At 53.7% G+C, this 13,793-nt stretch carries 15 protein-coding genes; 6 read left to right on the top strand and 9 right to left on the bottom strand.

All coding sequences use genetic code 11. The features are described from left to right. Window positions 1-104 precede the first annotated feature (104 nt). Window positions 105-290, top strand: coding sequence for a hypothetical protein (locus tag TH30_RS14125; protein WP_114098750.1), 186 nt, complete (start codon window positions 105-107; stop codon window positions 288-290). Window positions 291-332: 42 nt separating this feature from the next. Here TH30_RS14125 and TH30_RS14120 read toward each other — a convergent pair whose 3' ends face one another. Further along, window positions 333-1,019 carry an SOS response-associated peptidase gene (locus TH30_RS14120; protein ID WP_114098749.1) on the bottom strand — a complete coding sequence of 229 codons (687 nt, stop codon included), beginning with the start codon at window positions 1,017-1,019 and terminating at the stop codon, window positions 333-335. Window positions 1,020-1,220: 201 nt separating this feature from the next. On the opposite strand from TH30_RS14120, the gene TH30_RS14115 reads away from it, so the two are divergent. Continuing rightward, the gene (locus tag TH30_RS14115; protein WP_114098748.1) at window positions 1,221-1,964 is read left to right on the top strand and encodes an SDR family NAD(P)-dependent oxidoreductase; all 744 of its coding nucleotides are present in this window, start codon (window positions 1,221-1,223) and stop codon (window positions 1,962-1,964) included. Between the two features lie 51 nt (window positions 1,965-2,015). On the opposite strand, the gene TH30_RS14110 is transcribed toward TH30_RS14115, so the two are convergent. The 7 genes from TH30_RS14110 to TH30_RS14080 all read right to left on the bottom strand — a co-directional run bounded on the left by TH30_RS14110 (window position 2,016) and on the right by TH30_RS14080 (window position 9,312). Next, complete coding sequence (locus TH30_RS14110; RefSeq protein ID WP_114098747.1) at window positions 2,016-2,522, bottom strand: GNAT family N-acetyltransferase; 507 nt, start codon at window positions 2,520-2,522, stop codon at window positions 2,016-2,018. Between the two features lie 72 nt (window positions 2,523-2,594). Continuing rightward, window positions 2,595-3,134 carry a hypothetical protein gene (locus TH30_RS14105; protein ID WP_114098746.1) on the bottom strand — a complete coding sequence of 180 codons (540 nt, stop codon included), beginning with the start codon at window positions 3,132-3,134 and terminating at the stop codon, window positions 2,595-2,597. Window positions 3,135-3,372: 238 nt separating this feature from the next. Continuing rightward, entirely contained in the window at window positions 3,373-4,590 is a 1,218-nt protein-coding gene (gene hemA, locus TH30_RS14100) for a 5-aminolevulinate synthase (RefSeq protein WP_114098745.1), read from the bottom strand. A 525-nt stretch (window positions 4,591-5,115) separates the two neighbouring features. After that, window positions 5,116-6,507, bottom strand: a complete 1,392-nt coding sequence (locus TH30_RS14095; RefSeq protein WP_114098744.1) for an aspartate aminotransferase family protein — start codon at window positions 6,505-6,507, stop codon at window positions 5,116-5,118. Between the two features lie 198 nt (window positions 6,508-6,705). Continuing rightward, window positions 6,706-7,548: a universal stress protein gene (locus tag TH30_RS14090; RefSeq protein WP_114098743.1), complete on the bottom strand. Its 843-nt coding sequence runs from the start codon at window positions 7,546-7,548 to the stop codon at window positions 6,706-6,708. Between the two features lie 150 nt (window positions 7,549-7,698). Beyond that, entirely contained in the window at window positions 7,699-8,256 is a 558-nt protein-coding gene (locus TH30_RS14085; protein WP_114098742.1) for a hypothetical protein, read from the bottom strand. A 183-nt stretch (window positions 8,257-8,439) separates the two neighbouring features. Beyond that, window positions 8,440-9,312, bottom strand: a complete 873-nt coding sequence (locus tag TH30_RS14080) for a LysR family transcriptional regulator (protein WP_114098877.1) — start codon at window positions 9,310-9,312, stop codon at window positions 8,440-8,442. Between the two features lie 119 nt (window positions 9,313-9,431). Between TH30_RS14080 and TH30_RS14075 the strand changes: the two genes are divergently transcribed. Together TH30_RS14075 and TH30_RS14070 are read left to right on the top strand one after the other, a co-directional pair. Continuing rightward, entirely contained in the window at window positions 9,432-9,803 is a 372-nt protein-coding gene (locus tag TH30_RS14075) for a VOC family protein (protein ID WP_114098741.1), read from the top strand. 37 nt (window positions 9,804-9,840) lie between these two features. Beyond that, complete coding sequence (locus TH30_RS14070) at window positions 9,841-10,545, top strand: glutathione S-transferase family protein (protein ID WP_181850294.1); 705 nt, start codon at window positions 9,841-9,843, stop codon at window positions 10,543-10,545. Between the two features lie 93 nt (window positions 10,546-10,638). On the opposite strand, the gene TH30_RS14065 is transcribed toward TH30_RS14070, so the two are convergent. Further along, window positions 10,639-11,328: an orotate phosphoribosyltransferase gene (locus TH30_RS14065; protein WP_114098739.1), complete on the bottom strand. Its 690-nt coding sequence runs from the start codon at window positions 11,326-11,328 to the stop codon at window positions 10,639-10,641. 278 nt (window positions 11,329-11,606) lie between these two features. On the opposite strand from TH30_RS14065, the gene TH30_RS14055 reads away from it, so the two are divergent. Together TH30_RS14055 and TH30_RS14050 are read left to right on the top strand one after the other, a co-directional pair. After that, window positions 11,607-11,879, top strand: coding sequence for a helix-turn-helix domain-containing protein (locus TH30_RS14055; RefSeq protein WP_114098737.1), 273 nt, complete (start codon window positions 11,607-11,609; stop codon window positions 11,877-11,879). 124 nt (window positions 11,880-12,003) lie between these two features. After that, window positions 12,004-13,761 (top strand): SulP family inorganic anion transporter, encoded by a 1,758-nt coding sequence (locus tag TH30_RS14050; protein WP_114098736.1) that lies wholly within the window; start codon window positions 12,004-12,006, stop codon window positions 13,759-13,761. The last annotated feature ends 32 nt before the right edge of the window (window positions 13,762-13,793 follow it).

The raw sequence follows: 13,793 nt of genomic DNA, 5'->3' as shown, positions 1-13,793 counted from the left end.
CGCGAACAATTCACGACAGGGTTACGGAAATCTTACAAAGACGGAACCCCGATAAACGAGGCGTTTCGCACTGAGGAAAAGAAACGTCTGGCAGGGGAACTCCCATGTTGTCATTGCGCGATATCATTGATTTCGCAGCCATGTCCGAGGATCTGGCGCAAGAGCTCAATAACCCCAAAATCGGGCTTCCTGATCTTGGCGCGGTCGTTGCCGGGAACACGGGATATGGCAGCACTGTTCGTGGATGCGGTGCAACACCCTGTGCCGCCAACGATGTCGATCTGGACTAAAACCTTTCGTCGACCGGATCGCTCGAACTGATTCAGTCCATCCTATTTTGAAAACAGATCAATCTGGTTCTGATCCTGATCGGCATTGTCGGGACGCGCTGTTTCTTCGTGCCAGGACAAGACATGATCTGGCAACGGGGCCAGCATGTGGTGCAGGTCGCGAAATGCAATCGCCGGATCAAGCCAATGGGCAAGGTGGCTGGGGCCAATAACCGCAGGCATGCGGTTATGAATATGCGCAATTGATGCAGACGGGGCGCAGGTGATGATGGTGGCCTCATGTCCGTTTTCCAGCCCGGCAAACAAAAACGGCTGATGATCGGGCAGGGTGATCCGGTTCCTGTGTTTTGATGAGCCGTCCTTGCGCCATTCATACCAGCTGGTTGCCGGAATCAGGCACCGCCGTTCCAGAAGAGGGCGGAAAGTCGGTTTTTCGGCAAGTGTTTCAGATCGGGCATTGATCATCGGCGCCTTCAGACCGGGTACACTTAACCCCCATGACCGAATGGCTATCGTGCGATCTGGCAGGATAACCGCAATCGGGTCGGTTGGTCGTCTTGTGCCGGTCAGGCTGTCGAACGCGGTTTCAAGATCGTCTGATGCGTTGTCCTGCTCATAGAGTGCGTTATTATTCTCGTCCATTGCCATGCGCTGGATATTTTCCATATCCAGCGCAAGCTGAGCCTGAAATGCCCGGATATCACTGTTGAGATCAAATCGGCTGCACATTTGAGTCCCTTGTTCGCATTGTCCCCGGATCATAGCGATTTTCACCAGACATGCCAAACAGGCATGGTTTCGGTTTGCAATTGATGCAGCCAAAAAAATGACGGATTTCGGGCTTTTTCTTCAAGGGTTTGGCAACGGAATGCTATAAGAGGGCAATCAAAAGCATGGATGCATGCCCAAGCTTGGAAGTGAGCAGGATAAATGACCACTAGCGCCCCGAAAACTGTCGTTCTGACTGGTGCCAGCCGTGGCATCGGCCATGTCACTGTTGGATATTTTGCCAAACGTGGCTGGCGGGTGATTTGTTGTTCACGCGAAGCGCCGCCGCCCAGCTGTCCGCGTGATCCGGCACAGGGTATTCATATCCGTGCCGATCTTTCCAAACCTGAAGATGTCGAAACTTTTATTGCGCAGGCCAATGAAGTGCTTGGTGACGATCCGCTGCATGCACTGGTCAATAATGCCGGCGTGTCACCCAAAACACCCTACAAGGAACGACTGGGCTGTTTGAATGGTGATATTGCAGCATGGCGCGATGTGTTTGAGCTGAACTTCTTTACCCCGCTGACCCTGTCGCGTGGATTTGCCGCAGCACTTCATCGCGGCAAAGGGGCGATTTGCAACATCACATCGATCGCAGGCCATTATGTGCATCCGTTTGCCGGCTCTGCCTATTCAACATCAAAGGCGGCACTTTCCGGGCTTACGCGCGAAATGGCTGTGGAATTTGCCGAGCTTGGGGTGCGCGTCAACGCGGTGGCACCGGGCGAGATCAAGACCGATATGATTTCCCCGGAATATGAGGCACTGGTGCCACGTATCCCGATGAACCGCATGGGCACGCCCGAAGATGTGGCAGCAGCGGTTCATTATCTGGTCGGCGATGACAGCAGCTATGTCACCGGGACCGAGATTTTTGTGACTGGCGGGCAGCATCTTTACTGATGATGTCACCGATATCCGGCCAAATGCGAAAGGCAGCCCGGTGTGGCTGCCTTATGTTTTGGGGGCAATTGCAAATGCCGGGTCGTACTCCACCATCCCTTGGGGGATCTCATCGACCAGTGGTCGCGCCATGAAATATTCATCGGGCACGCCTTCAAGTTTCAGATCGGGCAGGGTGGCAAAGCCGAACCGGCTGTAGTAGTTCGGCTCTCCAAGGACCACACAGCCACGCGCGTCATTGGCGCGCAGATGGCGAATGCCACTTTGGATCAGTTCCGATCCGATGCCCATACCCTGACGATCCGGGGTGACTGCAACCGGGCCAAGCCCGTACCAGTCGGATTTCTTGCCATTGATCAGGACAGGTGAAAAGGCAATGCAACCGACAAGCTCATTGTCTTCTTCGGCAATTAGCGAAAGCGTCAATTTACCGCTTTGTCTGAGAGCATCCACAATCAGATGTTCGGTTTGCTGGCTGTGAGGGGCCGTTTCAAATGCACTGGCCAACAGCGCATTAATTGCCGCGAAGTCGTCTTCGGTTTCTTCACGTATCAACATTTTCCGTCCCTGCCTGTGACGTTAGACCGGCTTCCTGCTGGCCTTCAATCACGACTATAACGGGAAAATGCGTCAGGCCAACAGGCTTTTAAGCCAGTCGCGCTTTTGTTCGAGACGTTTTACTTCCATTTCGAGCCAACCGGCAAAGTTTCCGGCTTCGCTGGCATGTTCTTCGCGCAGGGCAAGAACACGGTCCAGATCAAGCTCGCAGACATCATGGAGGATCTCGACCTGTTCGGCGCGAATGTCATCATCAAGCAGATGCAGGAACCGCATTTTAAGCGCCATGATCAGACGCGAAAGTTCACCCGACGTGTCACGCAGGTTACCTTGCATCAGTTCGATGAATTTCTCATGGCCAGCCGGTGTCAGGCTCAGTTGTGCATCGGAAAAGGATCCGTTGGATGTGTCTTCCTTGACCAGACCTTCAAGTTTCAGAAGCTGAAGGGAGCTTCCCATCATATCAAGCGATGGTCCCATGATGTGGGACATGAAATGGCGCACCGAATTGGCCAGATCAGCATAGCTGATCGGTTTGTCGGAAAGGGCAAGGGTGCCAAGCGCACAAAGTCGCAGACATTCTTTGGGAAGCAAGGTTCTATCCGAATACATGATGCGGTCCCTGATTGATCACAGGTCCGACGTTAACGCGAACGGTTCTTAATTGCAAGTTCGATCTTGCCAGTTATGGCCGGGTGATCGGTTTGCGGACCCTCAATATAGAGCGCCCCGTCGCGAAAGCAAATGTCAGACGTCAATGATCTGACTTACGGTGTCGCAATTTACCCGGATCACGAAAAAAGGCCGGGGCGTATGCCACCGGCCTTTGATCTGTCATTAGCTTTTGGCGTCAGGCTGCCTTGGAAATTCCCAGCTGTCCCCAAACGGTCAGAAGCGAGTCGATCAGGTGATCAATCAGCGCGTCGTCATGAAGCGGGCCGGGGGTAAAGCGCAGACGTTCCGTGCCACGCGGCACCGTCGGATAGTTGATGGGCTGAACATAGATATCATGTTCGAACAGAAGCCGGTCACTTGCTTCCTTGCACATGGCGGCATCGCCAACCATCAAGGGCACGATATGGCTTGGCGCATCCATTACCGGAAGACCCGCAGCCCGCATGCGTTCACGCAGGGTTTCTGCGCGTTCCTTCTGGGCAAGGCGTTCTTCGTTGCTTTTCTTGAGATGACGGACGGATGCCAATGCACCAGCCGCAATGCTTGGCGGGTGGGAACTGGTAAAGATGAAGCCGTTGCCAAAGCTGCGAACGAAATCGACGATTTCCGGTTTGGCCGCGATATAGCCACCAATCACACCGAATGCCTTGGCAAGGGTACCCTGAATGATGTCAACGCGGTCCATGACACCGTCACGTTCGGCAACACCGCCGCCGTGCGGACCATACATACCGACCGCATGGACTTCGTCCAGATATGAAATCGCATTGTACTTTTCGCAAAGATCAAGGATTTGACCGATCGGGGCGATATCGCCATCCATCGAATAAACGGATTCAAATGCGACAATCTTGGCGCGCTCGGGCCCGATATCCTTAAGGATCGCTTCAAGATTTTCGACGTCATTATGTTCCCAGATACGGCGTTCGGCCTTGGAATGACGCATGCCTTCGATCATGGAATTATGGTTCTGCGAGTCCGAGATAATCACACAATCAGGAAGTTTGGCGCCAAGGGTCGAAAGCGTCGTCCAGTTTGCGACATAGCCCGACGTCATCAAAAGGGCGGCTTCCTTGCCATGCAGATCGGCGAGCTCTTGCTCAAGCGCGACATGCAGATGGTTGGAACCGGAAATATTGCGCGTACCACCTGCGCCACCACCCTGGCCGGTAATGGCATTCTGCATCGCTTCAATTACTTTCGGATGCTGTCCCATGCCAAGATAGTCATTGGAACACCAAACAGTAATTTCACGCGGGGCTTCGCCGTTGCCGGGATGATACATGGCCTTCGGGAATTTGCCGACAATACGTTCAAGGTTGGCGAACACGCGATAGCGGCCCTCTGCTTTCAGGCCGGACAATGCGTCTTTGAAGAAGTTGTTATAATTCATCTTTGGTTCTTTCGCCTGTCTCTGTGTGACCAGACTGGTTGGTCACAAAGCTCTGTCAGCGCCCGGATCAGGAACCTGATCAGAACATATCTGTCTGTTTTGACCGGGGCTTGATTATTCCCTTATCGGACATGGCGACCGATCCGGCATTGACCCTTGTCAAAAATTAAAGCGATTCCAGTTTAGTTTGGAACCGTTCGAACAGAGAAGGTGTTCCGTCTCTCGTTTGTCGATCTTTTCCCAAGAGGCGCGCCATCGCGGGATATGCGGGCTCGCCCCATCTCAATACAGTTTTCAATTTGGGCCTATTGGCTTCATTTGGCAAGGATTTGAACGCCTTTGCCGTCACAATTATATTGATTTTAGTTATAGGAAAAATCAATTGACTGTTGGTTCTTGGTGTCGTGTTTTCTATTTTTCGGCGATCTTCATTGCAAATGACATAAAATGGAAAATCCCGTGCAACCGGTTTGATTGCACGGGATGTAAGCGTCAAGTGTGACTCACACCGGAAAAAGTGATTGCCTACCGGGTTGCATGCCAAGCCGTCAGACCGGCTTCGACCTTATCAAACATGTCATTGATCTGGTCTTCGGTAATGATCAGCGGCGGGCAGAAGGCGACCGTGTCACCCAGTGCACGCAGGATCACGCCCTGTTCAAGGCAGGCCTCGGCAACGGCCTTGCCCGCAGCGCCATAAGGCTCGAACGGGGTTTTTGCGCATTTGTCTGCAACCAGTTCAAACGCCCCGATCAGGCCGCGACCACGGGTTTCGCCAACATGATCAAACTTGTTCAGGTCTTTCAGGCGTTTCTGGAACGGCGACATGACATTGCGGACATGCTCGATAATGCCGTCTTCTTCATAGATTTTAAGAGTCTCAAGAGCAACTGCCGCCGCAACTGGATGGCCGGAATAGGTAAAGCCATGGCCAAAGGTGCCAACCTCGTTGGAGCCTTTTTTGACCGCCTGATAAATCGTGTCATTGATGAACAGGGCTGAAATCGGCTGATAAGCCGATGACAGCTGTTTGGCGACCGTGATCATGTCCGGTTTGAGGTTAAAGGTCTCGGTCGCAAACATCCGTCCGGTACGGCCAAAGCCGCAAATCACTTCATCGGCAATGAACAGGATGTCATAGCGTTTGAGGACTTCCTGGATTTTCTCGAAATAGGTGCGTGGCGGAACAATCACGCCACCGGCCCCCATGATCGGTTCGGCAATAAAGGCACCGACGGTTTCGGGGCCTTCGGCCTGAATAAGGTCTTCAAGCTGTTCGGCAAGGCGGGTTGCGAAATCTTCTTCCTCTTCGCCCGGCTGCGCTTCGCGCCAGTAATGCGGGGTGTCGGTATGAAGGATACGATCAATCGGCAGATCAAACAGTTTGTGGTTGCCCGGAAGACCGGTCATTGACGCAGCTGCAACGGTGACACCGTGATAGCCTTTCTTGCGCGAAATGATCTTTTTCTTTTCAGGCTGACCGATGGCGTTGTGATAGTACCAAACCATCTTGACCGCAGAATCCGTTGCTTCCGAGCCACTATTGGCAAAGAAGACCTTCGACATCGGGACCGGAACCAGTTCAAGCAGCTTCTCTGCCAGATCAATCGCCGGGTTTGTGCTTTTGGACGCAAAGGTATGGTAATAGGGCAGGGTGCTGAGCTGCTTGGTCGCGGCGTCAACCAGACGCTTTTCGCTAAAGCCAAGGGACGCACACCACAGGCCGGCCATGCCTTCGATCAGGTTGCGACCACTGTCATCGGTCACATAGATACCATTCCCGCCCGTGATGATATGCGGGCCGGTTTTTTCGTGCGTGACCAGATTGGTATAGGGATGCAGATAGCTTGCGACATCGCGGCTGGCATCGGAATTGCCCGGGATGGTCGGATTGACGTTGGTGGCGTCGATGGTCATTTCGAACCTCTGTATTTTGATATGGGTCCCTGAAACCCGAAAGCAGTTTATTGCACTTTAAGCCTACCGTTTTGCGGCGCAACTCTTTCCTGTGCCGTGTCTGATCTTTGATCCGGAAATCGACTTTAAAAGCATAAAACCGGCCAGTTTCCTGACCGGTTTTACAGCTTTGCGATTGGGCAGACTGATCAAAAGGGATCAATGAGACATCAGAACGGGAACCGTCATGTGGCGCAGCAGATGCTGGGTGACACCACCCATCATCAGTTCGCGCAGACGGGGGCGGCCATAGGCACCACAAATGATCAGATCGATGCTTTCATCCGCCGCACGCGACAGCAGCAGATCCCCAACGCTGATTCCGGTTGCGTTCATGGTTTCACGGCGAACCTTGATGCCATGGCGTTCAAGGCGTGCGGTTACATTGGTGCCCGGCACCGGCATGGTATCGCGCGCACCCTTGTTCGGATCCGCACACAGCACCAGCGCAGATTTGGCATTCTCAAGGAACGGCATACCGTCATTTACCGCACGAACGGCCTCGCGATAAGGCTTCCATGCGACCATGACGCGTTCGCCAATGGCGTCAAAACGTCCGACATAGGGAACGACAAGCACCGGTGCGCCAGATGTGAGGATAACCTTGTCAGGCATTTCAGAGACCGAGCACGGATCGGAGCTTTCCGGATCGCGCTGCCCCAGGACCGTCAAATCGTGGTGGCGGGCATACATGGCGGTGGTTTCGGCAATTTCGGATGCCGGGCAGGAAGTCTGTTGCCAACTGAACGAAATGCCTGCTGCTTCACAGGTGCTTTCGAACTCCTTGCGGGCAACGTTGCCGGTTTCCGCCATGGCTGCGCGCTGCTGGGAGATGATTTCCTCGGTGATCTGAACTTCCATGAAACGCGGAATTTCGGGGTATGGCAAAAGATACAGACCCGTCAGATGGGCGTTCTGTGCCTTTGCGATTTTCAATGCGACCGAAAGACGTTCCTTGCACGCTGGCGAGGTGTCGATGTGAACAAGAATATCCCGATACATAGGTTGATCTCCGTTGCATAAAAGACGTGGCGCAGACCGGAACGGTGCCAAACCCTACAGGTCTAAACGTCATGCCAAGCACGATATCGAAGTAACCGGAAGTTTTCTTTGTTCTATCTCAAAGTGCAGCTCATTGAGTTGAAAAGATCTTCAGCCGTCCGAGCCCGAACTGCTCATGGGAATGATCTTTTCCATTGTCGGGGTGTCGCTATCGCCTGCAGGCGCACTCGTTGCCGGAGCCGGAGGCCTTGGCGGACTGTCATTTGCGGGCACCATCGCCGGATCATTTGAAGGATCGGTCATCGGCATCTGCATGCTGTCCCCGGCCATCATCGACAGGGTTTTATGCAACTGTTGCGACAGGGGTGCCCAATTGGTCTGAAGTGTCGCGCAGGCCGCAGCATCGCCATCCTGAACGCAACGCTTTGCCATGCGATCAAGGATGCCGAGGGCAATTCGCGCCTCGTCGATCTGTTTTTGCTGAATCTGGTCAAGCGCCTTGCGGTTGGCGTCTTCCATCATCACCAGATTGCTGTCGCTGCTGCTCGTTGCGGTACTGCGTGTTGATGATGGTGCGCCCCAGGGCGTGACCAGCGTCTGGGACTCATTGGCAACCGTGACCGGTTCCTTGGCGTCAAGCAAACAGCCAGACAAGGCAAAGCCCATTGCAATCATGGTCAGGCATTTGGCCGTCTTGTGCATCGACATGGGTTGCTCCTTTGACCGTCGGGTAATCTTGCCCTGATCGCGTCTGTGTATTGTCCCGGATATCTGCCATAGTTCGGTCTATGGCTTTGCTTTTACTTGGGAACATATTGAACGTGGTTGTTCACGCTGTCCAGTCTGCGAGGATGAACAATCCATCATTGCGATGTTTGGTGCGCCAAACACCTAAGTCTGTGCAAGATTCAGCCGAGGATCATTTTTCAAGGACTTGCTGATCCAGCGCATGGTTTCTCGGATGCGCGAAATATGGCGCAGATCAGGGTGGGTCAAAACCCAAAGCCTGTTTGCGGGAACATCAGGCAGCTTTGCCAGCAATTGCAAACCGGGCCGGGCAAGATCAGCTGGCAAACAGGCAAGGCCACATCCCGCATGCGCAAGTTGCGCCATGGCAATCAGATCATCTGTTCGCTGTTTGTATGGTTTGCGAATATGTTGATCGAGCCACTTGAACGTCGCGTGACCCACAAGGTTTCCTGCACCACCGATGAAAGTGTGATCGAACATCGTGTCTAGCCCGTCCGGTGTGTATTTTCCTGTTGCGCCGTATATGCCCCATTCAATTTTCCGGACTTCGGTGCCAACGAGATGGTCTGGCGGGTTTGCCGCAACGCGAATGGCGATATCTGCATATCGCTGTGTCATATTGAATTCCAGATTGCTGGCAAGCAATTCCACCTGAATTTCGGGCCAGCGTTGATGAAGTTTGGCGATGCAATCTGGCAAGAGAAAATATGAAAAACTGGTCGGGGCGGTTAATCGGACCAGCCCGCCAAGATCAGTATCGGCACCGGCAACATGGGTGCTGATGGTATCGAAACTATTCATGATCTGACGGGCGGGAACGAGCATTTCATTTCCCGTGTCGGTCAAGTGATACTGACCGCGTATTCGATCAAACAACCGGCTTCCGGTTTGCTCCTCCAGGGCGTGGATATGGCGAAATACCGTGGTGGTGCTTACCCGGATTTTCTGTGCTGCCTGTTCGAGATTTCCCGTTTCGACAATGGCAAGGAATGACTTGATGTAGTTCCAATCCACCGAATACTCCATTTCAAATTTGCAATCAAATACTACAAAACTGCCTATGTATTGCAAAATTGAAATTACCTACGGTGGTCGGCATACGGAATTCACCTTCATATGTCAGGAAAGAAAACATGATCGGATACACATCACTCGGCACCAATGATTTATCCCGTTCGGGCGCGTTCTATGACGCATTGCTTGCCGGTTTTGGTGCGCAGCGCGTCTTTGAGCAGCCGGACTTTATCGTTTGGAGTGCCGGCGAAAACAGCCCGGCATTTTCGGTGCATGTTCCGTTTGACGGGAATGCGGCAACGGTTGGAAATGGCACGATGATCGCACTTTCAGCAGCGTCGCGTGATCAGGTCGATGCGCTTTACAAGAAGGCGATCTCGCTTGGTGCGATGTCGGAAGGTGAGCCGGGGCAACGCCACGAAAACGGGTTTTACGCGGCCTACTTCCGCGATCTGGATGGTAACAAACTCAACATCCATCATATGGGCTAGGGCGATGACTGGTTGTGATGCTGCGGGGGATGAACTGATGACATCGTATCATTTGATCGGTCACCGGCTTTGCCCCTATGTCCAGCGTGTCGCGATGGTTCTGGCGCAAAATGGCATTGCCCACAAACGCACAGACATTGCCCTTGATGCCAAGCCGGACTGGTTTCTGGCGCTAAGCCCGACCGGAAATGTTCCTGTTCTGGTGGTTGATGATGGGCGGACCTTGTTTGAGGCCGCCGCCATCTGCCAATACCTTGAGGCAATAACGGGGAAAAAACCGTGTGGGGCGGATGCCTATGACCTAGCCTTGGCGCAGGCGGTGGTTGCGATCGGGGATAAGTTATTATCCCTCACCGCAGATCTGATTTATCGCGATCTGTCTGAAAACAGCGTCGATGCAACGATGCATCAGATCCACAAACAGATGTCGATTGTGTCCGGTCTTGTGCTGCCACAGGCCCTGGACGGGGGCAAAGAGCTTTCGATGCTCGATATCGTTTTTGCGACGGTTTTTCGGCCTTTTGCCCTGATAGCGGTCGGGCTGAACCGGGATCTGTTTGCCGGTTTTCCCGGGTTGCGTGGCTGGGCAAGTGATTTGGCCAAGCACGAGACGGTCCGAAACGCAGTGCCCGCCACCTACCATCGGGAACTGCACGAATTCATCGCGTGCAAGCACGGATATCTGGCAAACCGTTTACGCATGATACCGCAAAACAACATCGTGCTTGCGCCACCAAGCTGATGATGTGATTGCGTTGTGATGCGCAATAAAGGCAATAAAAAACGCCCGCTTGGTTGAACCCGCGGGCGTTTTGTCTTTTGGGCTTGTTGCAGCTTAGTCGTGCTTGCCGCCATTGGCTTTGGACCAGCCAATCGGATCATTCAGGAAAGAACGAACGCCTTCGATGGCTTCCTTGCTGAAATATTCACCTTCCTCGGCAACGGCGAGGACATCGGCCCAGGTCGCAAGGTAATGCATTTCGATGTCGTCCTTGCGCAGTTCGTCAAGCGCACCTTCAAAGATATCATAGAAGAAGACGACAAAGGCGTGTTTGCACTCGGCACCGGCTTCGCGGATGGCGTTGACGAAATTGACTTTCGATGCGCCGTCGGTGGCAAGGTCTTCGACCAGAAGAACGCGTTGTCCTTCGTGGATGTCACCTTCGATGCGGGCCTTGCGGCCAAAGCCCTTGGGTTTTTTGCGGACATACTGCATTGGCAGGTCAAGCGCATCGGCAAGCCATGCGGAATAGGGGATACCAGCCGTTTCACCGCCAGCAACCGCATCAAAGGCCTCGTAGCCAGCCGCATCGGATACCTGACGGGCGGCGAGTTCAATGACCTTGCGGCGTGCACGCGGGAAGGAAATCAGTTTGCGGCAATCGATATAGACCGGGCTGGCCCAGCCGGATGTCAGGATATAGGCTTCTTCCGGGCGGAAGTTTACCGCACCAATATCAAGCAAAATCTTGGCGACGGTCTTCGCAGCATAGGTGCAATGCGCGGTCGGTTTTTCGTTGGTCATGGCGGATATACCCTTCTCGGATCGAATATTTGCCGACCTCTTAACGCTTTCTGTCCAAAAGCGCAAAGAAAAGCCGCTGACCGTTTGGTCAGGTTTGCTGGCTGTCCTGTGTTTGACAATCCGGGGCGGGTGCGGGCGGCGGGATGAAAAGAACCATGTTTATAAAATATGGCAGTTTTGATGTTTAAAACATCATTTATTTATTTTGAAATATCATTTCTCAGGTGCTAGATTTGCCCCCTAAAGAATGATGGCCTGCCTTTGGGAAAGGGACCTTGATGATTTCAGCCGGACAAATGCGCGCGGCGCGGGCCCTTTTGGGGATTGACCAGAAAATGCTGGCGGAAATGTCAGGGGTCTCTGTTCCGACCATTCAGCGGATGGAAGCCAGCAACGGAAATGTCCGCGGAGTCGTCGATACCTTGTCCAAGGTGATCGAGGCCCTTGATCGTGCGGGGGTTGAATTGATCGGGGAGCAGGCACCAAGTCTTGCTACTGGTCGGGGCGTGCGACTGAAAGAACCGGTCATCCGGTCATCGGGCGACGACTAGCTTCGGTTTCGGGATTTTATCCGATGCAGAAGGCATGGTGAACATGTTCTGCCAAACGGGAAATGCGGGTGCCCGATAGGGCATTGGTTTTGTGCAATCAATATCCACAAGGTTGCAACGGGAAATGAAGACAGCAACATCTGCAAACGAACAGCATCGCAAGCCGGGTTTTGTCGACCTGTTTACGCCGAAGCTCGTAACCGTTCTTCGCGAAGGCTATGGGCTTGGGCATTTGCGCGCCGATGCCATTGCTGGGCTGACCGTGGCAATCGTTGCGTTGCCCCTGTCGATGGCGATTGCAATTGCATCGGGGGCTACGCCCGCACAGGGTCTTTATACCGCGATCATCGGCGGTATTCTGGTATCCCTTCTGGGGGGCAGCCGGTTCCAGATCGGGGGACCGGCAGGGGCCTTTATCGTGCTTGTCGCGGCAACGGTTCAGGAACACGGAATGGATGGCTTGCTTCTGGCCACGATCCTTGCCGGGATCATCCTTGTTCTGATCGGGTTGTTGCGTCTGGGGACCTATATCAAGTTCATTCCCTATCCGGTGACGGTCGGCTTTACGGCCGGGATTGCTGTCATCATCTTTGCCAGCCAGATCAAGGACCTTCTGGGACTGACCCTTGAAGGAAAAGAGCCCGGACCGCTTTTGGACAAGATCCCGGTTATCTGGAACGCCTTGCCGGGAACGGATGCTACAACGGTCATTCTTTCCGGATTGACCATTCTGATCATTGTCGGATTGAAACATGTTCGGCCCCATTGGCCCGGTATGCTGGTTGCGGTTGTTTGCGCGGCTGCGGCAACGGCACTCTTCAATCTGCCGGTCTCAACCATTGGCAGTGTCTTTGGCGGAATTCCCGACAGTTTGCCTGTGCCGTCGCTCCCGGAGATCAGCTTTGCCAAGATGCAGGCCGTTTTGCCCAATGCGATTGCATTTGCGCTTCTGGGGGCGATTGAATCCCTGTTGTCTGCGGTTGTCGCGGACGGCATGACGGGGCGCAGACACCGGTCAAATTGTGAACTGGTGGCGCAGGGGGTCGCGAATGTTGCATCGGGATTGTTTGGCGGGATTTGTGTGACCGGCACGATTGCGCGTACGGCAACCAACGTGCGTTCCAAGGCGCATGGACCGGTGGCCGGTATCCTGCACGGGTTTTTCCTGTTGGTGTTCATTCTGGTTGCGGCTCCGCTGGCAAGTTTCATTCCCTTGGCATGTCTTGCCGGTGTGTTGGCCGTTGTGGCCTGGAACATGATCGAAAAACACGCGATTTTTACATTGCTGCGGTCATCGCGCGGCGATGCGGCGGTTTTGTTGACGACGTTGTTGCTCACCGTTTTTCGCGATCTGCTCGAAGCCATCATTGTCGGTTTTGCGCTTGGGTCGGTTTTGTTTATTCGCCGGATGTCTCGCATGGCAGATGTCGAAAGCCACACCCCGTTTGTTGCAGAAGATCTGGCAGACAGCACGCTGGTTGCGCCCAATAGCGATGCGGTGTCGGCTGGCGATCCCGATGTTGTCGTGTTTCGGATTTCGGGTGTCTTTTTCTTCGGGGCGACAGCGGCATTCGGCTCGGTACTTGATCGTATAGGCGATACACGTCGTGCTCTGGTTGTTGATTTCTCGGCTGTGCCATTTCTGGATTCAACGGCGGCAAATACATTGGCCGGACTTGTGCAAAAGGTGCGCGGGCGTGGCGGGCAGATCGTTTTTTGCGGAACAAAACACGACATCCGCCGCGATCTGTTCGTACATGGCATGAAGCCGCCAGCAGTCCATTACGAGGCTGATATCGATGAGGCGGTGGCATGGCTGGACAGAAGGCTGAACAAATCACGGGAAACGGCATCTGTGACGACAGAAAGTCATGGTGTCTGATGTTCTAGTGACCGGAAACTGCTTGTCTTTTA

The sequence above is a fragment of the Thalassospira profundimaris genome, assembly GCF_003326795.1.
In the GTDB taxonomy this organism is placed as follows: domain Bacteria; phylum Pseudomonadota; class Alphaproteobacteria; order Rhodospirillales; family Thalassospiraceae; genus Thalassospira; species Thalassospira profundimaris_C.
This window is presented reverse-complemented; position numbering and strand designations above follow the sequence as displayed.